The 19,695-nt window shown below is 67.2% G+C and carries 16 protein-coding genes; 3 read left to right on the forward strand and 13 right to left on the reverse strand.

Annotated features, from left to right (window positions below; genetic code table 11):
- Positions 1-617 precede the first annotated feature (617 nt).
- The 8 genes from RTW82_RS06860 to RTW82_RS06895 all read right to left on the reverse strand — a co-directional run bounded on the left by RTW82_RS06860 (position 618) and on the right by RTW82_RS06895 (position 12,027).
- Positions 618-2,444 carry a long-chain-acyl-CoA synthetase gene (locus tag RTW82_RS06860; protein ID WP_316924650.1) on the reverse strand — a complete coding sequence of 609 codons (1,827 nt, stop codon included), beginning with the start codon at positions 2,442-2,444 and terminating at the stop codon, positions 618-620.
- Positions 2,445-2,633: 189 nt separating this feature from the next.
- A complete protein-coding gene (locus RTW82_RS06865; protein WP_043245881.1) occupies positions 2,634-3,458 on the reverse strand; it encodes an SDR family oxidoreductase in 825 nt (274 codons plus the stop codon).
- A 166-nt stretch (positions 3,459-3,624) separates the two neighbouring features.
- Positions 3,625-5,616 (reverse strand): geranyl-CoA carboxylase subunit apha, encoded by a 1,992-nt coding sequence (atuF, locus tag RTW82_RS06870; RefSeq protein ID WP_316924651.1) that lies wholly within the window; start codon positions 5,614-5,616, stop codon positions 3,625-3,627.
- A 34-nt stretch (positions 5,617-5,650) separates the two neighbouring features.
- The gene (gene atuE / locus RTW82_RS06875) at positions 5,651-6,448 is read right to left on the reverse strand and encodes an isohexenylglutaconyl-CoA hydratase (protein ID WP_316924652.1); all 798 of its coding nucleotides are present in this window, start codon (positions 6,446-6,448) and stop codon (positions 5,651-5,653) included.
- Positions 6,449-6,514: 66 nt separating this feature from the next.
- Positions 6,515-7,675 carry a citronellyl-CoA dehydrogenase gene (atuD, locus tag RTW82_RS06880; protein WP_265168030.1) on the reverse strand — a complete coding sequence of 387 codons (1,161 nt, stop codon included), beginning with the start codon at positions 7,673-7,675 and terminating at the stop codon, positions 6,515-6,517.
- A gap of 61 nt (positions 7,676-7,736) precedes the next feature.
- Positions 7,737-9,353 carry a geranyl-CoA carboxylase subunit beta gene (atuC, locus tag RTW82_RS06885; RefSeq protein ID WP_316924653.1) on the reverse strand — a complete coding sequence of 539 codons (1,617 nt, stop codon included), beginning with the start codon at positions 9,351-9,353 and terminating at the stop codon, positions 7,737-7,739.
- Positions 9,354-9,356: 3 nt separating this feature from the next.
- On the reverse strand, positions 9,357-10,226 hold the full coding sequence (locus RTW82_RS06890) for an SDR family oxidoreductase (protein ID WP_021222862.1): 870 nt from the start codon (positions 10,224-10,226) through the stop codon (positions 9,357-9,359).
- A gap of 7 nt (positions 10,227-10,233) precedes the next feature.
- Positions 10,234-12,027 (reverse strand): acyclic terpene utilization AtuA family protein, encoded by a 1,794-nt coding sequence (locus RTW82_RS06895; protein ID WP_316924654.1) that lies wholly within the window; start codon positions 12,025-12,027, stop codon positions 10,234-10,236.
- 208 nt (positions 12,028-12,235) lie between these two features.
- Between RTW82_RS06895 and RTW82_RS06900 the strand changes: the two genes are divergently transcribed.
- The 3 genes from RTW82_RS06900 (at position 12,236) to RTW82_RS06910 (ending at position 14,604) form a co-directional block, all read left to right on the forward strand.
- Positions 12,236-12,859: a TetR/AcrR family transcriptional regulator gene (locus tag RTW82_RS06900; protein ID WP_184489342.1), complete on the forward strand. Its 624-nt coding sequence runs from the start codon at positions 12,236-12,238 to the stop codon at positions 12,857-12,859.
- Positions 12,860-12,913: 54 nt separating this feature from the next.
- Positions 12,914-13,708 (forward strand): transporter substrate-binding domain-containing protein, encoded by a 795-nt coding sequence (locus tag RTW82_RS06905; protein ID WP_316924655.1) that lies wholly within the window; start codon positions 12,914-12,916, stop codon positions 13,706-13,708.
- 86 nt (positions 13,709-13,794) lie between these two features.
- Positions 13,795-14,604 carry a substrate-binding periplasmic protein gene (locus RTW82_RS06910; RefSeq protein WP_043245875.1) on the forward strand — a complete coding sequence of 270 codons (810 nt, stop codon included), beginning with the start codon at positions 13,795-13,797 and terminating at the stop codon, positions 14,602-14,604.
- Here the strand turns inward: RTW82_RS06910 and RTW82_RS06915 are convergent.
- From RTW82_RS06915 to eat, 5 genes are all read right to left on the reverse strand, one after another.
- Positions 14,555-15,313, reverse strand: coding sequence for a CPBP family intramembrane glutamic endopeptidase (locus RTW82_RS06915; protein WP_316924656.1), 759 nt, complete (start codon positions 15,311-15,313; stop codon positions 14,555-14,557). The genes RTW82_RS06910 and RTW82_RS06915 overlap by 50 nt on opposite strands.
- Before the next feature lie 50 nt (positions 15,314-15,363).
- Positions 15,364-15,531 (reverse strand): DUF2897 family protein, encoded by a 168-nt coding sequence (locus RTW82_RS06920; protein ID WP_271660536.1) that lies wholly within the window; start codon positions 15,529-15,531, stop codon positions 15,364-15,366.
- A gap of 245 nt (positions 15,532-15,776) precedes the next feature.
- On the reverse strand, positions 15,777-16,532 hold the full coding sequence (gene eutC, locus RTW82_RS06925) for an ethanolamine ammonia-lyase subunit EutC (protein WP_184489273.1): 756 nt from the start codon (positions 16,530-16,532) through the stop codon (positions 15,777-15,779).
- Positions 16,532-17,923, reverse strand: coding sequence for an ethanolamine ammonia-lyase subunit EutB (locus RTW82_RS06930; protein ID WP_316924657.1), 1,392 nt, complete (start codon positions 17,921-17,923; stop codon positions 16,532-16,534). Before RTW82_RS06930 ends, eutC begins: the two co-directional genes overlap by 1 nt.
- 81 nt (positions 17,924-18,004) lie before the next feature.
- A complete protein-coding gene (gene eat, locus RTW82_RS06935; protein ID WP_316924658.1) occupies positions 18,005-19,375 on the reverse strand; it encodes an ethanolamine permease in 1,371 nt (456 codons plus the stop codon).
- Positions 19,376-19,695: the final 320 nt, after the last annotated feature.

The following is a 19,695-nucleotide window of genomic DNA, read 5'->3' on the forward strand; positions in this document are numbered from 1 at the left end:
CCGTTTTGTGCAGAGGGGTTACGGGGTGTTGCGGATAGCGGGCGTGGCGGCCGCTTCAAGACAGAGATGCGCTTTTTGTAGGGGCGAATTCATTGGCTCTGTCTGCGTTAGCTGTTGTGGTTTTAATGCAGGCGCTCAAGCACGGCCCTTTCCGGGCGCCCGAAGGTTTGTGCCACCTCCACCGCATAGGTTTCGCTTCGCTCTACACCATCCTACGAAAGCCCGTGCGCACCACTTGGTGATGCGCTGGACGAAGAAAGTTGGAGCAGCCGCCAACGCCCCTCCAGGAGGCCGAACGCAGTCGTTGCGCCGGGGGACGAGCGGCATGGATGCCGCGAGAGGCGCGCCAGGCCATGGATGGCCCATCGCGCCGGCCCCCAGAGCGGCGATGGAGTGAGGGAACCCGACGCAGTCGGGCCGGATGATGGGGCAAGCGTTTTTGGTTCCTTTTTTGGCGATTGAAAAAAGGGACTCGCCCGGGGGGCGAAACCAGAAACATCACCAGAGCTCGGCAATCAGCTGGACTCAAATCCTCTAGCAAAACTTAACGCAGACAGAGCCAATGAATTCGCTCCCACGACTCGGGCCTGGCAACCGGACCCCCGCGCAAGGGCCGCTCAGAAGCGGTATTCCCCGCTCTGGATCGCCTGGTGCAGCACGTTGTCCAGCGGGCGGAAGGCGGTTTCGCCGGGCAGGCGCACGAACAGCGGCTCGCTGATCTGGCCCGGGTCGAAGCCGCTCTTCTTCAGATCGGTCTTCTTGTATTTGAAGGTGCCGGTGGTCTCGATCTCCGCCAGCAGGCGGATGAACAGCGGGGCCGCATAAGGCGGCAGCTCGCGGTCCAGGTGCTCGGCCACCGCCTGGGCGTCCAGCTCAGCCCCGGTGCCCAGGCGCAGCGCAGCCATGCCGCAGCGGCCGTTGGTGCCGGGAATCTCCACCCCATAGACCACCGCATCCTCCACGCCGCCGAAGGCGCCCAGCACGCTTTCCACCTCGGTGGTGGAGACGTTCTCGCCCTTCCAGCGGAAGGTGTCGCCGAGGCGGTCGACGAACTGCGCGTGCTTGCAGCCGATGTCGCGCATCAGGTCGCCGGTGTTGAACCAGGCATCGCCCTTCTTGAACACGTCCCGCAGGATCACCGACTCGCTCTTGGCCGGGTCGGTGTAGCCGTCGAACGGCCATTTGGGGCTGATCTCGCTGATCAGCAGGCCCGGCTCGCCGGTGGCGACCTTCTCCAGGTAGCCCTTGTGGTCACGCACCGGGCGATCGCTTTCCAGGTCGTAGCGCACGATGGCGTAGGTGGCCGGGGAGAAGCCCACGGTGTTGTCGAAGTTGAACACGTTGGTGAAGCCGATGTTGCCTTCGCTGGAGGCATAGAACTCGGTGATGCGCTCGATGCCGAAGCGCTCCTTGAACTCGGCCCAGATGGCCGGACGCAGGCCGTTGCCGATCATGCAGGTGAGGCTGTTGTTGCGTTCTTCCTCGCTCGGCGCCTGGTTCAGCAGGTAACGGCACAGCTCGCCGATGTAGCCGAAGCAGGTGGCCTGGTACTGGGCCACGTCCTTCCAGAAGCTGCTGGCGGAGAACTTGCGGCGCAGGGCGATGGCGGCGCCGCCGGCCAGCACCGAGGCCCAGCTCACGGTGACCGCGTTGTTGTGGTAGCAGGGCAGGGTCAGGTAGAAGACGTCGGTGTCCTTCAGCCCCAGGCCGGAGTGGCCGAAGCCGCCATAGGCCTTGATCCACTTGCCGTGGCTGAGGATCGACGCCTTGGGCAGCCCCGTGGTGCCCGAGGTGTAGATGTAGAAGCACGGGTCCTTGAGGCGCACCTTGGCGGTTTCCACCGGGTTGTCGGCGCTGTGCTCGCCGGCCAGGCGCATCAGGTTGGCCCAGCCCCGTGGGGCCTGGCCCGGGTCGCGGCGGGTGTCGGCGTCGGCTATCCAGTAGCGGTGCCCGGCGCTGTTGCCCAGCTCCTCCTCGACTTCCTCGAAGGTATCCCGCAGCTCCTCGCCCACCACGTAATGGCTGGCCTTGACCAGGGTCAGGCTGTGGGCCAGCACCTTGCCGCGCTGGGTGGTGTTGACCAGTGCGGCGATGGCGCCGAGCTTGGCCAGGGCCGCCAGCACCGCCAGCACCTCGATACGGTTCTCCAGCATCACCGCCACCACCTTGCCGTGGGCCACGCCCTCGGACTTGAGCGCGTGGGCCAGGCGGTTGGCCCAGGCGTTGAACTCGGTGTAGGTCAGGCGGCGGGTCTCGTCGATCACCGCCGGGCGCTGGGGGAATTTCTGCGCGGCGCGTTCCAGCGCCCAGCCCAGCGACAGCGTTTTCTCGCGGTTGCGGATGCCGGTGTAGTACAGGCCCAGCAGCATGCGCGGTACACGTGGCAGGTTGCCCGGCAGGCGGGCGAGAAAGCGGAACGGGGAAATCAGATCGGCCTGGGTCATGGCTCTCGCACTTTGTCGTTGTTGTGGGCAGGCAATGGCGCTTTCACGACTGTAGAAGCCGTTCGGGCAAAACGGTATGACCGTGGCGCGGGGAAGGGCGGGCAGATGGGCAAATAGAGGGCGCCCGTACCGGCGCGGAAACACTGCGAGGGTACGGGCGTAGCCCGGGCTTCAGCCCGGGAGGGGCGATCAGTCGAGGAACAGGTCCGGCACCAGGCTGCCGCCTTCGGGATCGAAGCGGTAGTGCTCGAACTCGGTCTGGCCCTGCTCGCGGAGGATTTCCTCGTCGATCAGCAGGCGCCCGGTGATGCTGCGGCCGGTGCTGGAGAGGATGGCGTAGGCGGCGTCGGCCATGATCGCCGGGGTGCGCGAGCGCTTGAAGGCGTCGCGGCTGCCCAGCTCGAACTCGATGGCGGCGGTGGCGATCATGGTTTGCGGCCACAGCGAGTTGACGCTGATGCCGTACTTCTTGAACTCCTCGCTCATGCCCAGGGTGAGCATGCTCATGCCGTATTTGGTGACGGTGTAGGGGCCGTGCTGGGCGAACCACTTGGGCGCCAGGTTGAGGGGCGGCGACAGGTTGAGGATGTGCCCCGCCGCGCTCTTCTTCAGGAAGGGCAGGGCGGCCTGGCTGCAAACCATCACCGCGCGGGTATTGATCTGGTACAGCAGGTCGAAGCGCTTGGGCTCCAGGTGCTCGACCCCCACCAGTTTGATGGCCCCGGCGTTGTTCACCAGCGCATCGATACCGCCGAAGTGCTCGGCGGCCTGGGCCATGGCGTCCCGCACGGCGGCCTCGTTGCGCACGTCCAGCTGCAGGGCCAGGGCCTTGCCACCGGCGGCCTCCACTTCCTCGGCAACGCTGAAAATGGTGCCCGGCAGCTTGGCATGGGGCTCGGCGCTCTTCGCCGCGATGACGATATTGGCGCCATCGGCCGCCGCGCGCAGTGCGATCTCACGGCCGATGCCCCGGCTCGCGCCGGTGATGAACAGGGTTTTGGCAGATAGGCTCATTGCAGTGCTCCTGATTGTTGTTATCGGTCCCAGCTGAAAGCCTGAAGCTAGAAGCTAGAAGCTAGAAGCTAGAAGCTAGAAGCTAGAAGCTAGAAGCTAGAAGCCCGCACCCGCCTGCTCTTGTCTTCCAGCTTCAGGCTTCAAGCTTCCAGCTTCCAGCTGCTTTTCAAGCTTCCAACTGCTCTTCCACTTCCACCAACACCTGGCGGTTCTTCACCTGGTCGCCAGCGGTGACCTGCACCCGACGGATGACGCCGTCGATGCCGGCCTTGAGCGGGTGTTCCATCTTCATCGCCTCCAGCACCACCAGCAGTTGGCCCTTGGCGACGCGTTCGCCTTCGCCCACCAGCACGTCGACGATGGCGCCGTCCATGGGGGCCTTTACCGTGCCCGAGCTGGCGGCGTTCAGGCCGCCGGCGGGTTCGTGGGTGACGTCGAGCAGTTCCAGGTTGCCGTGCTGGCCATAGAGCCACAGACGCCCGGCGGAATGATGGTAGGCCACGCGGCGGCGCACGCCGTCCAGCTCCAGGGTGGCCCAGCGGCCATCGGCGCGCAGCAGGGCGATGGCCACCTCGCTGTCACCGACGCGTGCCAGCAGGCGCGGGCGCACACCGGCTTCCAGCACGCTCAGCTCCACCGCCAGCTTCTGCTCGCCGTGGCGCAGCACGAAGCGCCACGGCGCGCTACCGGCGCTGCGCCAGCCGGCGAGGCCAGCCTGGTGGGCACGGGATTCGGCCGAGGCCTGGTAGAGCAGGGCGGCGGCGGTGGCCAGCTCCGTGGCGCTGGGCGCATGGGCGCGCAGGCTCGGGTCGTCGCTGAAGTGTTCGCCGATGAAGGCGGTGGTGGCATGGCCGGCGGCGAACTCGGGGTGCGCCAGCAGGTTGGCGAGAAAACGCTGGTTGCCGTTGACGCCCAGCAGCACGCAATCCTCCACGGCGCGCACCAGCTTGCGCCGGGCCTCGTCGCGGGTGGCGCCCCAGGCGATCACCTTGGCCAGCATCGGGTCGTAGAAGGGCGTTACCGGCTGGCCTTCCACCAGGCCGTGGTCGATGCGGATGCCGGGCGGCTCGGACGGCTCCCAGCGCAGCACCTCGCCGGTTTGCGGAAGGAAGTTGCTGGCCGGGTCCTCGGCGTACAGGCGCACTTCCATGGCGTGGCCGTCGAGGCGGATCTCGTCCTGCGCCAGCGGCAGCGGCTGCCCCCCGGCCACGCGGATCTGCCAGGCCACCAGGTCCTGCCCGGTGATCAGCTCGGTCACCGGGTGTTCCACCTGCAGGCGGGTGTTCATCTCCAGGAAGTAGAAGTCGCCGCTGGCATCGAGGAGGAATTCCACGGTGCCGGCACCGACGTAGTTCACCGTGCGCGCGGCCTTCACTGCCGCCTCGCCCATGGCGCGGCGCAGCTCCGGGGTCATCACCGGGCAGGGCGCTTCCTCCACCACCTTTTGGTGGCGGCGCTGCACCGAGCAGTCGCGCTCGCCGAGGTAGACGATGTTGCCGTGCTGGTCGCCGAAGACCTGGATCTCCACATGGCGCGGGCGGATCACCGCGCGTTCGATAATCAGCTCGCCGGAGCCGAAGGCGTTCTGCGCTTCGGAGCGCGCGGTGCGGATCTGCGCGGCCAGCTCGGCGGCTTCGTGCACCAGGCGCATGCCACGGCCGCCACCACCGGCGCTGGCCTTGATCATCAGCGGGTAGCCGATGCGCTCGGCTTCCCGGGCCAGGGTCGCGTCGTCCTGCTCGGCGCCTTCGTAGCCGGGGATGCAGGGCACCTGGGCGTCGAGCATGGCGATCTTCGACAGGCGCTTGCTGCCCATCAGGTGGATGGCCTCCACCGTGGGGCCGATGAAGACGATGCCGGCGGCCTCGCAGGCCCGGGCGAACTCGGCGTTCTCGGAAAGGAAGCCGTAGCCGGGGTGCACCGCGTCGGCACCGGTGCGCCGTGCCGCGGCGATGATCGCCTCAATGCTGAGGTAGGACTGGGCGACCTGGGCCGGGCCGATGCACACGGCCTCGTCGGCCAGTTGCACGTGGCGCGCCTCGCTGTCGGCCTCGCTGTAGACCGCAACGGTGCGGTAGCCGAGCTGCTGCGCGGTGCGCATCACCCGGCAGGCGATTTCACCGCGGTTGGCGATCAGGATCTTGTTGAAGCTGGGCATCGTTGGCTGCTCCTGCCGTACTCGGGATGTGCGCTCATTGCGCCCAGTTGGGTTTGCGTTTCTGCACGAAGGCCATGGTGCCCTCGGCGCCTTCCGCGCCGGTTACCGCCTCGGCGAACCAGCCGGCGGCATCGTCCAGCAGGGCACCCAGCTCGCGCTCGCCGGTGGCCAGCAGCAAGGCCTTGGTGCGGGCGTTGGCGCCGGGGGCGCAGCGACGAACCTGTTCCAGGGTGGCGGCCAGGCGCGCGTTCACCGCCGCGTCATCGGCCTCGGCGAAGTGCACCAGGCCCAGGCGCAGGGCCTCGGCACCGTCGAAGCGGGCGGCGGTGAGAGCCAGGCGGCGGGCCTGGGTCAGGCCGATGCGTTTCACCACGAAGGGGGCGATCTGCGCCGGCAGGATGCCCAGGCCGGTTTCCGGCAGGCCGAACTGCGCGCCCTGGTGGGCGATGGCGATATCGGAGATGCACGCCAGGCCGAAGCCGCCGCCCAGCACTGCGCCTTCCAGCACCGCGACCATCACCTGGGGCGTGGCCTGGGCCTCTTCCAGCAGGCTGCCGAAGGCGCGGTTCAGTTCGCGGTAGGCATCGGCCCCGGCGGCGCGCGCCGAGGCCATGTCCTTGATGTCGCCGCCGGCGCAGAAGTGCCCGTCGGCACCGCGCAGCACCAGGGCGCGCACGCTGCGGTCATCGCGCACCGCGGCCAGCACCGCGCGCAGTTCGCCGACCATGGCCAGGCTCATGGCGTTGCGGCTGTCCGGGCGGTTGAGGGTGATGTGCAGCACGCCGGCGGCGGGCTCCAGCAGCAGGGTTTCGCAGTTCGGCAGGTCGCTCATGCCGGCTTCCTCATCATGCTTGGGTCAGGGCGCTGGGCGCGGGTGCGCCCAGCGGACGGTCCGCTATCAGCCTTTCTTTTTGCCGGGCAGGATGCCCATCAGCTTGCAGATGATGCCGAGCATGATCTCGTCGGCGCCGCCGCCGATGCTCACCAGGCGCACGTCGCGATAGGCGCGGGAGACCGGGTTGTCCCACATGAAGCCCATGCCGCCCCAGTACTGCAGGCAGGCGTCGCTGACTTCGCGGCCCAGGCGGCCGGCCTTGAGCTTGGCCATGGAGGCCAGCTTGGTCACGTCCTTGCCGCTGACGTAGAGCTCGGTGGCCTGGTAGACCAGGGCGCGCAGGGCTTCGATCTCGGTGCTCAGCTCGGCCATGCGGAAGTGAATGACCTGGTTGTCGATCAGCGGGGTACCGAAGGTCTTGCGCTCCTTGCAGTACTCGATCGTGGCGTCGACGCAGTGCTCCAGGCCCTTGATCATGTTGGCCGCGCCGAACAGGCGTTCCTCCTGGAACTGCAGCATCTGCATCATGAAGCCGGCGCCTTCGTGGCCGATGCGGTAGCGCTGGGGCACGCGCACGTTGTCGAAGAACACCTGGGCGGTCTCCGAGCTGCGCATGCCGAGCTTGTCCAGGTGCGGGCTGACGCTGATGCCCGGGGTCTTCATCGGCACCACGATCAGCGATTTGTTGACGTGGGGCTTGTCGTCCGAGGTGTTGGCCAGTAGGCAGATGAAGTCGGCCGAGGGCGAGTTGGTGATCCACATCTTGCTGCCGTTGATCACGTAGTCGTCGCCGTCCTTGCGGGCGGTGGTCTTGAGCCCGGCGACGTCGGAGCCGGCGCCGACCTCGGAAACGCCGATGCAGCCGACCATGTCGCCGCTGATGGCGGGGCGGAGGAATTCGTTGCGCAGGTCGTCGGAGCCGAAGCGGGCCAGGGCCGGGGTGCACATGTCGGTCTGCACGCCGATGGACATGGGGATGCCACCGCAGATGATGGTGCCGAACTCTTCGGCGGCGACCACGGAGTAGCTGTAGTCCAGGCCCATGCCGCCGAATTTCTCCGGCTTGGAGATGCCCAGCAGGCCCAGGTCGCCGGCCTTCTTGAAGATGTCATGGATGGGGAAGCGGCCTTCACGCTCCCACTGCTCGACATGGGGGTTGATCTCCCTGTCGACGAAATTGCGTACGGTGCGGCGGAGTTCTTCGTGTTCCTGGGTGAAGATCATTGTTGTTGTTCTCCTGGTGGGGTGCGCCCGGCGCACCGTCGATCGGGTTCGGGTGCGGCGCTTAGAAGCGGGCCACGCCAAAGGTGGTGGATTTCAGGGGGCGCCCCTCGGCTTCGGCGCAGATGTCCAGCAGGTAGCCGAGCAGCTTGCGGGTGTCGCGCGGGTCGATGAGGCCGTCATCCCACAGGCTGGCGGTGCCGTACAGCGCGGTGGACTGGCTGTCGAGCTTCTGCGCGGTGACCTGTTCGAGCATGTCGAGCATCTTCGGGTCGGCTTCCTTGCCCTCCTTGGCGTGTTTTTCCTCGGTGACGATGCGCAGCACCTTGCCGGCCTGGGCGCCGCCCATCACGGCGGTGCGGCTGTTGGGCCAGGCGAAGATGAAGCGCGGGTCCAGGCCGCGGCCGCACATGGCGTAGTTGCCGGCGCCATAGGAGCCGCCGACGACGATGGTGAGCTTGGGCACGCGGGCGTTGGCCACCGCCTGGATCATCTTCGAGCCGTGCTTGATCACGCCGAGCTGTTCCGACTCGGTGCCGACCATGAAGCCGGTGGTGTTGTGGAAGAACAGGATCGGCGTGTTGCTCTGGTCGCACAGCTGGATGAACTGCGCCGCCTTGGCCGCGCCGCGCGGGGTGATCGGGCCGTTGTTGCCGATCAGGCCGCAGCGCTGGCCCTCGATCTGCAGGTGGCCGCAAACGGTCTGGCTGTCGAACTCGTTCTTGAAGTCGAGGAACTCCGAGCCATCGGCCAGGCGGGCGATGATCTCGCGCACGTCGTAGGGCTTCTTGGCGTCCGCCGGGACGATGCCCAGCAGCTCGTGGGCCGGGTACAGCGGTTCGCGCCAGGTCTTGGCCGGGCGTGCCGGCAACTGGGCGTTCCACGGCAGCATGGCGAGGATCTCGCGAGCGATGCGCACGCCGTCGGCGTCGTTCTCGGCCAGGTATTCGGCGGTGCCGGCGACCTGGGCGTGCATTTCGGCGCCGCCCAGTTCCTCGTCCGTCGCCACCTCGCCGGTGGCGGCCTTGAGCAGCGGCGGGCCGGCGAGGAACATCTTGGCCTTGCCGCGCACCACCACCACATAGTCCGACAGCCCGGGCTGGTAGGCCCCGCCGGCAGTGCTGGAGCCGTGCACCACGGTGATCTGCGGCAGGCCCATGGCCGACATGCGCGCCTGGTTGGCGAAGCCGCGCGCGCCTTCGACGAAGATGTCGGCGGCGTAGTTGAGGTTGGCACCGCCGCTTTCGGTCAGCGCCACCACCGGCAGCTTGTTCTCGAAGGCCACCTGCTGCAGGCGCAGGGTCTTCTTCAGGCCGGTGGGGGAGATGGTGCCGCCCTTGATCGCGCTGTTGCTGGCGGTGACCAGGCAGCGCACGCCGGCGATGTAGCCGATGCCGGAGATGATGCCGCCGCCGGCCTGGGTGCCGTCCTTGTCGTCGTGCAGCTTGTAGCCGGCCAGGGACGACAGCTCGAGGAAGGGCGCGCCGGCGTCGAGCAGCAGGTTGAGGCGTTCACGGGGCAGCAACTGGCCGCGCTTGTCGAACTTGGGTTTGGCTTCGGCCGCCTTGTCGAGCACCTTCTGCTCGATCTCGCGGAAGCTGGCGACGGCAGCGAGCATGGCGTCGCGGTTGCGGGCGAAATCTTCGCCGTGCACGTCGAGTTCGGAGTGGATGACGGCCATGGCTTACTCCTCGTCCTTGAACACGGCGGGCATATAGGCCCGGTGGAAACCGTCGTAGGACTCGCTGGCGCGGGCCTTGCCCAGGGTCCAGGCGCGGGTGCCCTGGCTGGCGGCGCCATCGATGCGGATGGTGTTGCCGCTGATGAAGTTGGCGCCGGGGGAGAGCAGGAAGACGATGGCGGCCGCCACCTCGGACTCGGTGCCGATGCGCTGCAGCGGGACGTGGTCCTTGAGGGAACGGATCATCGATTTCATGGATTCGGGGTAGGTGTCCATGCCGCTGGAGGCGATCCAGCCCGGCGCCACCGCGTTGACCCGCACCCCGGCGTGGCCCCATTCATAGGCGGCGGTCTTGGTGAAGTTCTCCATGCCGGCGCGGGCGGCGCCGGAGTGGCCCATGCCGGGCATGCCGCCCCACATGTCGGCGAGCATGTTGACGATGCTGCCGCCGGTCTTGCTCATGCTCTGCAGGAAGACCTCCTTGGCCACCAGGAAGCCGCCCACCAGGTTGGTGCGCACCACGGTCTCGAAGCCCTTCTGGTTGATGCCGATGAGCGGCGCGGGGAACTGGCCGCCGGCGTTGTTGACCAGGTGGTGGATGGGGCCGCGCTCGGCCACCACGGCCTTGACCATGGCCTTGACCGCTTCTTCGTCGCGGATGTCGCAGGCCTGCCAGCTGGCGCTGCCGCCGTCTTCGATGATTTCGCCGGCAGTGGCTTCGAGCTTTTCCGCCTTGCGCCCCACCAGCACCACGTGGGCGCCGAGGTGGGCGAGCTCGTGGGCCACGCAGCGGCCGATGCCGCTGCCGCCGCCGGTGACGAGGATGGTCTGGCCGCTGAACAGGCCGGGTTTGAACACGGAATCGTAGGCCATCGCGTGCTTATCCTTTCAGGCTGTCGACCAGGGCGCGGGGCACCGGCACGGGGAATTCGAGGAGTTGCTGGGCGAAGGCCTTGCCTTGCGGGTCGATGCGCAGGCTGGCGACGCCGCCGCCGCCCAGGGCGTTCTCCAGGAGGAAGTTGAGGCTGTGGGTGCCGGGCAGGTACCAGCGCTGCACTTGCCCGGTCTGCGGGTCGAGCACATGGCTCATCCAGTCCACCACCGCTTCGCGGGTCAGCGCCTCGGCGATCCAGGGCAGGTAGTCGGGGTGGCGCGCCATGACGCCGATGTTGCTGTGGTTGCCCTTGTCGCCGGAGCGGGCCACCGCCAGTTTCACCAGCGGCACGCTGACATCCGCCTGGCCCTGGGGCGCGGGCGGGGTGGCGGCCTCGGCCAGCGCGGCGGCGTCGAAGGCCTGCAGCGACGGCAGCTCGACACTCTGGCGTGCCTCGCCGAGGGTGACTTCCAGGGCGCAGGCCGATTTATCCACCAGGAAGGAAAACAGGCGGATCACCGGGTACACCGTGGGCCGGCCGCCGACGATGCCGGTCAGGCCCGGGGCCATGCCGGTGGCGGCCTGGGCGATCTCGCGGGAGAACAGGATCAGCGCTTCCTTCTTGGCATGGCGCACGCCCAGCTTGACCACGACTTCGCGGTTGTCCTTGCGCTGGCCGTGGGGCCCGTAGGTGGCCTCGCTGCCCAGCAGTTCGATGTTCACCTCGCGGTAGGGGCCCCAGCCGCGGGCGGCGAAGATTTCCTCGGTCTTGGCGATGATCGCGCGGCTCACGCGCTCGGCCTTCTTCACCGCATCGATGCCGGCGATCAGGCAGCTGGCGGTGCAGCGGAAGCCGTCCGGGTAGGTGGCGCTGACCTTGTACTGGTCGGTGGGCGCCAGGCCCCGGGCACCGGCGACGCTGACGCGGTGCTCGCCGGCCTGGGCCAGTTCGACGCCGGTGAAGTCGCAGATCACATCGGGCAACAGGTAGGCGCGCGGGTCGCCGATCTCGTAGAGCATCTGCTCGCCGACGGTGAAGGGGCTGACCAGGCCGCCGGTACCGGGGGCCTTGGTGACGATGAAGCGGCCATCGGCCTCGACTTCGACGATGGGGAAGCCGATGTGCTCGTAGTCGGGCACCTGTTCCCAATCGGTGAAGTTGCCGCCGGTGCATTGGGCGCCGCACTCGATGATGTGGCCGGCGAGGGCGGCCTGGGCGAGCTTGTCGTAGTCGTTCCAGGCCCACTTGAACTCATGCACCAGGGCGGCGCTGACCACGGCGCTGTCCACCACGCGACCGGTGATGACGATGTCGGCGTCCTGCTCCAGGGCGGCGACTATGCCTGGCGCCCCCAGGTAGGCGTTGACCGAGACGCACATGGGCGGCAGCGGCGCGCCGCTGAACATCTCGCTGACGCCGGCCTTGCCCAGGGCGGAGAGCTGGGGTTGCAGGTTGTCGCCGTGGAGCACGGCGATCTTCAGCTGCACGCCGGCCTTTTCGCAGGCCGCCGCCAGGGCCGCCGCGCAGGCCTGGGGGTTGACCCCGCCGGCGTTGCTGATGACGCGGATCTTCTTCTCCGCCAGGGTCGGCAGCAGGGGCGCCAGCACCTCGACGAAGTCGGTGGCGTAGCCCTCGTCGGGCTTCTTCATGCGCGCCCCGGCGAGGATCGACATGGTGATCTCGGCCAGGTAATCGAACACCAGGTAATCGAGCGGTGCGCCATGCACCAGCTGGGCGGCGGCGGTGGAGGTGTCGCCCCAGAAAGCGGAGGCGCAGCCGATGCGTACGGTTTTAGTCATTGTCTTGTCCGCAACACACGAGGAATGTGTTGCGGACATTACCAAGCAAGCGCTTGGTTGAAAAGTGCCGTGTCGACGATTTTTACCCAAGCGCTTGCTTGGGCGTCTGGTGCAGCATAGATTTCACGAATCAAGACAAATACTTGCGGCCCATTCTTAAGTTGGATGGGCAGGCGCAGTGCAGCCGAGGTAGTGGGAACAGATGAGCCTGGACGATCAAAAAGCCCAAGAGGTGATGCGCGAACTGGTGGCCAGCGGCCAGATCACCGACCCGGAAAGCGCCCGTGGCAAGCTGCTGCAGACCGCCGCGCACCTGTTCCGCAGCAAGGGCTACGAGCGCACCACGGTACGCGACCTGGCCAGCGCCGTGGGCATCCAGTCCGGCAGCATCTTTCATCACTTCAAGAGCAAGGACGAGATACTGCGTTCGGTGATGGAGGAGACCATTCTCTATAACACCGCGCTCATGCATGCCTCGCTGGCGGAGGCGACGACCCTGCGCGAGCGGGTGCTGGCGCTGATCCGCTGCGAGCTGCAGTCGATCATGGGCGGCACCGGCGAGGCCATGGCGGTGCTGGTCTACGAATGGCGTTCGTTGTCGGAGGAGGGCCAGCGCTACATCCTCGAACTGCGCGACACCTACGAGCTGCTCTGGCTGGAGGTGCTCGGCGAGGCCAAGGTCCAGGGTTACTTCAATGCCGACCCCTTCATCCTGCGGCGCTTCCTCACCGGTGCGCTGTCCTGGACCACCACCTGGTTCCGTCCCGAAGGGCCGATGACCCTCGACCAGCTCTGCGAGGAAGCCCTGTCACTGGTGATCAAGGAAGTCTGAGGGCCCTTGAGCTAGTCTTGCCCTCGTGCCGGTTTCCTCTTGTACGGGGCGTCGATGTCTGCCGTTCGGCTTGTTTTCTCGGGTGTTCTGCTGCTCGCGCTGTGCCTGTCATGCAGCAGCGCGTCCGCGGCGCGACCCCGAGAAATCCTCGTTGGCGGCTATCACTTCCCGCCCTACCTGATAAAGCCCGAAGAGCAGGAACAGGGCCTGACCCCCGACCTGGTGGCGCAGCTCAACCGGCTCCAGGCGCGTTTCCATTTCAGCATCGTGCCGACTTCGGCCGCGCGCCGTTACCGCGACCTGGAACAGGGCCGCTATGACCTGATGCTGTTCGAGGACCCGGACTGGGGCTGGAACGGCGTGCGCTACCAGGGCATCGACATGCGCACCTCCGACGCCGAGGTCTACATCGCACGCACACAGCCGGGGCGCGGGCAGGCTTTTTTCGATGACCTGGCCGGCAAGCGCCTGGCGCTCTACAACGGCTATCACTACGGTTTCGCCGGCTTCAATGCCGACCCCGAGTACCTCTTCAAGCGCTTCTCCGCCACGCTGACCTACTCCCACGACAGCAATCTGCTAATGGTTTTGCACGGTCGTGCCGATATAGCCGTGGTCACGCGCTCCTACCTGGATCTGTTGTTCACCAGGGAGCCGGCGCTGCGCGACAACCTGCTGGTTTCCCGACGGATCGATCAGGAATACCATCTGTACGCAATGCTGCGTCCGGATGCGCCGATCACCCGCGATGAGATGGCCGGTTTGCTCCAGAACTTGCAGGACGACGAGGCATTCCAACGGCTGCTGGCCAAGTACCGGCTGACGTTCAAGAAAAACGACCGACGATGAACGAGCGGCGCGATATCGGGGACACCATGGTTTTTGCATCAGCCTGCCCGGCAGGCCTTCGCTACGGATCGGCGAGATGGGGATTTATGGATTCTCTCTGCCATGCACTGTTGGCCGTGCTGTTTCTGGCCGCTTGTGGCAGCGCCCAGGCCACTGAGCTGGTGCGGGTCGGCGGCGCGCACTTTCCCCCTTACGTGATCAAGCCCGAGTCGGAGGCCGCCACCGGCCTGCTGCCAGAGCTGCTGGCCGCGTTGAACCGCGCCCAGGGCGAGTACGAGTTCGTCATGCTGCCGACGGCGATCCCCCGGCGCTTCCGCGACTTCCAAACCGGCCGCATCGACATGGCGGTGTTCGAGAACCCTGACTGGGGCTGGCAGGACATCCCCGGCGCGCGCATCGACATGGGCCTGGAGGATGCCGAGGTGTTCGTCGCCCAGTCCCAGCCGACCCGCAGCCAGGACTACTTCCGCACCCTGGCCGGCAAGCGCCTGGCGCTCTACAGCGGCTATCACTACGGTTTCGCCGGCTTCGATGCCGACCCGGAATACCTGGTGCGCGAATTCAATGCGCTGATGACCTATTCCCACGACAGCAACCTGCTGATGGTGCTGCGCGGGCGGGCGGATATCGCGCTGGTGACCCGTTCCTACCTGGGCATGTACCTGGAGCGGAACCCCGAGCAGAAGGCTCAGTTCCTCGTTTCCACCCGGGTCGACCAGAACTACCGCCACTACGCCTTGTTGCGGCCCGGCGCGGCCATCACCCCCGAGCGCTTCACTGTGCTGCTGGACCTGCTGCGGGCCAGCGGCGAGCTGCAGCGCATCTTCGGGCGCTACCAGATCCAGGTCACCCCAGCTTCACTGGATAGCTCAGTAATGCCAGATGGCAGAGATTGACCGCCAGGTGCAGCGCCATCGCCACCCCTAGCCGCCCGCTGAAATGGAAGGCCAGCCCGTAGCCGAGGCCGGCCACCGTCGCCACCGCCGCGAACAGCGGGCTGAACGGCAGGTGCACCGCGCCGAACAGCAGCGCGGTGAGCCCGACTCCGGCCCAGGCACCCAGGCGTGAAACCAGCGCGCCCTGCAACAGGCCGCGGAACACCAGCTCCTCCGCCAGCACCACCGCCAGCAGGTTCACCGGCAGCCAGCGCCACACCAGCTCCGGCCATTTCGGCATCCAGTCCACGAGGTCCAGCCCCAGGGCCAGCGCCGGCACCGCCAGCAGGGTGGCGGCGGTCGTCACGGCGGTGGCCCGCCAGCGCGGGGCGATGGTGGGTGCCGTGCGCCCCAGCCACCAGGCCAGCAGCGCCATGCCCACCAGCGTCTTGTCCCAGGACAGGCGCAGGGCATAGGGCGGCGCGTCGGGGCTCAGGCGCAGCGGTTCTGCCAGGGGCAGGGGCGAAAAGCCGGGCACCAGGTGCGCGGCGAAGGCGATGCTGGCCAGCAGGGTGACGGGGAACCACAGGCGCGCGGGGAGTTTCGGCGCGGCGAGGACCCAGAAGGCATACACCAGCCCGAAGGCCAGGCCGGTATAGGACACCTGCCCGAAGCCGTGGCCCAGAGCGAGGGTGAACAGGGGCAGCAGGATCTGCAGATGGAGCGGCATGGCACCTCCTTGTATCGGTGCCGCACTTTACCCGCGTGTGCGGGCGGGTGTCAGCGCTCCCTGGCTTCCTTGGCGTCCATCTCGGCGTTGCGTTCATGGATGCGCTTGAGCTGCTCCTCGGTCAGGGGCAGTTTCTTCGCCGTATCGCGCAGCATCATCAGGCCGCCGACTATGGAGCCGAGGGCGAGGATCAGGATCAGCCAGGCGTACCAGGGCATGGGAATCTCCTTTCGAGGTGGGCCGCTACTGTAATTCGAACGCGCCGCGCTTGCCGCGTTCCCTTGGCGACCGATGATTGCTTGCACGACCGATCGCGAATGAATTCCCACGAAGAGCGGGCGAATGAATTCGCCCCTACAAGGTTCCGTAGCCCGGACTTCAGTCCGGGGCCGTCGACCACGCGGTTCCCCGGGGTGAAGCGCGGGCTACCCATGCTACGAAGCGTTAGAGCCTGCCGGCTGCCTCAATCCAGCTGCGCCACCGGCTGCAGGTTGCTGTCGTCCTTCAGGCTCACTCCGGAGAGCTGCAGGCGCAGCGCCTCGCGGGCCAGGTAGTCGAGCTTGATGGCCGCCAGGGCATAGGGCAGCCCCTCGGGGCGTACGTTGGAGATGCAGTTGCGTTCGCTGTCCATGCGCCCGACGCGGGGCTGGTAGGTGAGGTACAGGCCCAGGCTGTCGGGGGAGGTGAGGCCCGGGCGTTCGCCGATCAGCATCACCACCAGTTGTGCTCGCAGGGCTTCGCCGATGCCGTCGCCGATGGCCACCCGGCCCTGTTCGGCGAGCACCACCGGGGTGTTCGCCCAGTCGGTGGCGAAGCGTTCGCGGAACAGCTCCAGCAGCGGCAGGGCGTGGCGTTGCACGGCGATGGAGGAGAGCCCGTCGGCGATCACCACCGCCAGCTCCGGTGCCGGGGCCTCGGCCTGCAGGCGGGCCTGGCAATCGTCGTGCAGGCGGCGGCCGCGGTCCGGGCGCAGCAGGTAGGCCTGACGGTCCTCGGCGTCGCTGCGCACCTGCAGGGTGCGGAAGCCGGCGGCCTTGAGCTGTTCGTCCAGGGCGGCGAAGTCCAGCGGGTGGTGCACCGCGTCGCGGGCCTGGGCGTGGGCCAGGCCGAAGCGCAGCACCTCGGCGGTGGGCAGGCTGGAGCCGACCCGGCCGAGGGCGATGCGGGCGGAGGTGTGGGCGCGGAGTTCGTCCCAGGGGTTGTGCTGCACCAGTTTCATCAGGCGGCTCCCAGTCGTGGCAGGTCCTTGAGCAGAGCGTGGCCCTTGCCGATCTCGCGCAGGCGCCCGGAGGGCTCGGTGATGGCCATGCGCAGCAGCCAGTCCTCGTACTCCGGCGCGCGCTTCAGGCCCAGCACGGAGCGCAGGTAGAGGGCGTCGTGGAAGGAGGTGCTCTGGTAGTTGAGCATGATGTCGTCGGCACCGGGGATGCCCATGATGAAGGTGATGCCCGCCGCGCCCAGCAGGGTGAGCAGGGTGTCCATGTCGTCCTGGTCGGCTTCGGCGTGGTTGGTGTAGCAGACGTCGCAGCCCATGGGCACGCCGAGGAGCTTGGCGCAGAAATGGTCCTCCAGCCCGGCGCGGATGATCTGCTTGCCGTCGTAGAGGTATTCCGGGCCGATGAAACCGACCACGGTGTTGGTCAGCAGCGGGCGGAACTCACGGGCCACGGCATAGGCGCGCACTTCGCAGGTCTGCTGGTCGACGCCGTGGTGGCCACCGGCGGAGAGGGCGCTGCCCTGGCCGGTCTCGAAGTACATGACGTTGTCGCCGAGGCTGCCGCGCCCCAGCGAAAGAGCCGCTTCGTGGGCTTCCTTGAGGATGGCCAGGGAGACGCCGAAGCTGGCGTTGGTCTTCTCGGTGCCGGCGATGGACTGGAACACCAGGTCGATGGGCGCGCCGGCCTCGATGGCCTGGATCTGCGTGGTGACGTGGGTGAGCACGCAGCTCTGCATGGGAATGGCGAAGTGCTCGCGCACCTCGTCCATCATCTGCCACAGGCGCATCAGGGTCGGCAGCGAGTCACTGGCCGGGTTGATGCCCACCACCGCATCGCCCGAGCCGTAGAGCAGGCCGTCGAGCATGCTGGCGGCGATGCCGCGCACGTCGTCCGTGGGGTGGTTGGGCTGCAGGCGCACCGAGAGATGGCCCGGCAGGCCGATGGTGTTGCGGAAGCGGGTGATCACACGGCATTTCTTCGCCACCAGGATCAGGTCCTGGTTGCGCATCAGCTTGCTCACCGCGGCGACCATCTCCGGGGTCAGGCCCCAGCGTACGGCCTCCAGGGTGGCGGAATCGGTGCTGTCCAGCAGCAGCCAGTCGCGCAGGTCGCCCACGGTCAGGTGGCTGATGGGGGCGAAGGCGAGGGCGTCGTGGCGATCGATGATCAGCCGGGTGACCTCGTCTTCCTCGTAGGGGATCAGCGCCTCGTCGAGGAAGCGCTTGAGCGGCACCTCGGCCAGGGCCAGCTTGGCGGCCATGCGCTCTTCATAGGTGGCAGCGGCGACCCCGGCCAGGTAGTCGCCCGAGCGGGCGGGGCTGGCCTTGGCCAGCAGGGTCTTGAGGTCGGCGAAGCGGTAGACCTGGGCGCCAACGGTGGTCTGGTAAGGCATCACGGCCTCCGGCAGGGAACAGGCGGCAGAAAAGACGAGGCCCGGCGGACCGGGCCTCGTGGCTTGAGCATAGAGCCTTTGTCAGGCGGCATCACCTGTCAGCAGCGCATCGGCCGGGGCGCTGGCGCGATGGTGGGCGGTGAACTGGAACCAGACGAAGCCCACCGCCATGAAGCCGAGGAAGATCAGGCCGATGGTGGTGTTGAACCAGGCCATGGCGATCAGGCAGACCACCGCCAGCACCAGGGCGATGCCCGGGACTATGGGATAGCCCGGCGCGCGGAAGCTGCGCTCCAGGTTCGGCTCGCTCTTACGCAGCTTGAACAGGCTGAGCATGCTCATGATGTACATGACGATGGCACCGAACACGCTCATGGTGATCATCGCGGCGGTCAGGCTCATGCCCTGCAGGTTGATCAGGCCGTCGCTGTAGATCGCGGCGATGCCCACCAGGCCACCGGCGATGATGGCGCGGTGCGGGGTTTGGAAGCGCGACAGCTTGGCCAGGCCGCGGGGCAGGTAGCCGGCGCGGGCCAGGGCGAAGAACTGCCGCGAGTAGCCGAGGATGATGCCGTGGAAGCTCGCCACCAGGCCGAACAGGCCGATCCACACCAGCATGTGCAGCCAGCCGGAGTTCTCGCCGACCACGGCCTTCATGGCCTGGGGCAGCGGATCGTTGATGTTCGACAGTTGGGTCCAGTCGCCCACGCCACCGGCGAAGACCATCACCCCGAGGGCCAGGGTCACCAGGGTGAGGATGCCGGCGATATAGGCCTTGGGAATCGTGCGTTTCGGGTCCTTGGCTTCCTCGGCGGCCATGGCCGCGCCCTCGATGGCGAGGAAGAACCAGATGGCGAAGGGGATGGCGGCGAAGATGCCGGAGATGGCCGCGCCGCCGAACTCGTTGCTGCCGGCCCAGCCATTGAGCACGAAGTTGCTGAAGCTGAAGCCCGGCGCCACCACGCCCATGAACACCAGCAGCTCCGCCACGGCGAGCACGGTGACGACCAGTTCGAAGGTGGCGGCGATGCTGACGCCGAGGATGTTCAGGGTCATGAACACGAAGTAGGCACCGACCGCCGCGTGCTTGGGATCGAGCCCGGGGAACTGCACGTTGAGGTAGGCGCCGATGGCCATGGCGATGGCCGGCGGGGCGAAGACGAATTCGATCAGGGTGGCGAGGCCGGCCACCAGCCCGCCTTTCTCGCCGAAGGCGCGACGGCTGTAGGCGAAGGGGCCGCCGGCGTGGGGGATGGCGGTGGTCAGCTCGGTGAAGCTGAAGATGAAGCAGGTGTACATGGCCGCGACGATTAGCGCGGTCACCAGGAACCCGAGGGTCCCCGCCACGCCCCAGCCGTAGCTCCAGCCGAAATATTCGCCGGAAATCACCAGGCCCACCGCGATGCCCCACAGGTGCAGGGTGCCGAGGGTCGGCTTGAGTTGCAGGGTCATAAAGCCTCCGAGAATGGAATGAACGCAGACGGGGCTGTATTTGCAGTGGCCATGCCAGTTCGCCCCATCAGGTCGCAAAGGCCCGCGACACGTCGTTTGCGGGATGCTTCGGCACCTGATCGCCGCCGTTCGTGACTCGCAATGGTGCGCGCAAGGGTTGTAACCAATCGTTTCGGTGCACTGGTCTAGGCCAGTGTGACGGTTGTGTGACCGCTATATGGCCGCTATCCGGTAACCCTGTAGGGATGAATTCATTCGCCCGAGGGGTACGGAGCGATCCTTTGGCTGGGAGGTGTTTGCAGGGGCCGCATGGGTTTCGT

This window comes from Pseudomonas sp. zfem005 (assembly GCF_032621735.1).
Classification (GTDB): domain Bacteria; phylum Pseudomonadota; class Gammaproteobacteria; order Pseudomonadales; family Pseudomonadaceae; genus Metapseudomonas; species Metapseudomonas solani.

What these genes read in the sequence shown, in the direction of transcription:
- RTW82_RS06905 (WP_316924655.1), top strand. Translation starts at nt 12,914, where the DNA reads ATGTCTGCCGTTCGGCTTGTTTTCTCGGGTGTTCTGCTGCTCGCGCTG.
- RTW82_RS06860 (WP_316924650.1), bottom strand. Translation starts at nt 2,444, where the DNA reads ATGACCCAGGCCGATCTGATTTCCCCGTTCCGCTTTCTCGCCCGCCTG.
- eutC (WP_184489273.1), bottom strand. Translation starts at nt 16,532, where the DNA reads ATGAAACTGGTGCAGCACAACCCCTGGGACGAACTCCGCGCCCACACC.
- RTW82_RS06865 (WP_043245881.1), bottom strand. Translation starts at nt 3,458, where the DNA reads ATGAGCCTATCTGCCAAAACCCTGTTCATCACCGGCGCGAGCCGGGGC.
- atuF (WP_316924651.1), bottom strand. Translation starts at nt 5,616, where the DNA reads ATGCCCAGCTTCAACAAGATCCTGATCGCCAACCGCGGTGAAATCGCC.
- RTW82_RS06920 (WP_271660536.1), bottom strand. Translation starts at nt 15,531, where the DNA reads ATGCCCTGGTACGCCTGGCTGATCCTGATCCTCGCCCTCGGCTCCATA.
- eat (WP_316924658.1), bottom strand. Translation starts at nt 19,375, where the DNA reads ATGACCCTGCAACTCAAGCCGACCCTCGGCACCCTGCACCTGTGGGGC.
- RTW82_RS06890 (WP_021222862.1), bottom strand. Translation starts at nt 10,226, where the DNA reads ATGGCCTACGATTCCGTGTTCAAACCCGGCCTGTTCAGCGGCCAGACC.
- atuD (WP_265168030.1), bottom strand. Translation starts at nt 7,675, where the DNA reads ATGATCTTCACCCAGGAACACGAAGAACTCCGCCGCACCGTACGCAAT.
- RTW82_RS06910 (WP_043245875.1), top strand. Translation starts at nt 13,795, where the DNA reads ATGGATTCTCTCTGCCATGCACTGTTGGCCGTGCTGTTTCTGGCCGCT.
- RTW82_RS06930 (WP_316924657.1), bottom strand. Translation starts at nt 17,923, where the DNA reads ATGCCTTACCAGACCACCGTTGGCGCCCAGGTCTACCGCTTCGCCGAC.
- atuC (WP_316924653.1), bottom strand. Translation starts at nt 9,353, where the DNA reads ATGGCCGTCATCCACTCCGAACTCGACGTGCACGGCGAAGATTTCGCC.
- RTW82_RS06915 (WP_316924656.1), bottom strand. Translation starts at nt 15,313, where the DNA reads ATGCCGCTCCATCTGCAGATCCTGCTGCCCCTGTTCACCCTCGCTCTG.
- RTW82_RS06895 (WP_316924654.1), bottom strand. Translation starts at nt 12,027, where the DNA reads ATGACTAAAACCGTACGCATCGGCTGCGCCTCCGCTTTCTGGGGCGAC.
- atuE (WP_316924652.1), bottom strand. Translation starts at nt 6,448, where the DNA reads ATGAGCGACCTGCCGAACTGCGAAACCCTGCTGCTGGAGCCCGCCGCC.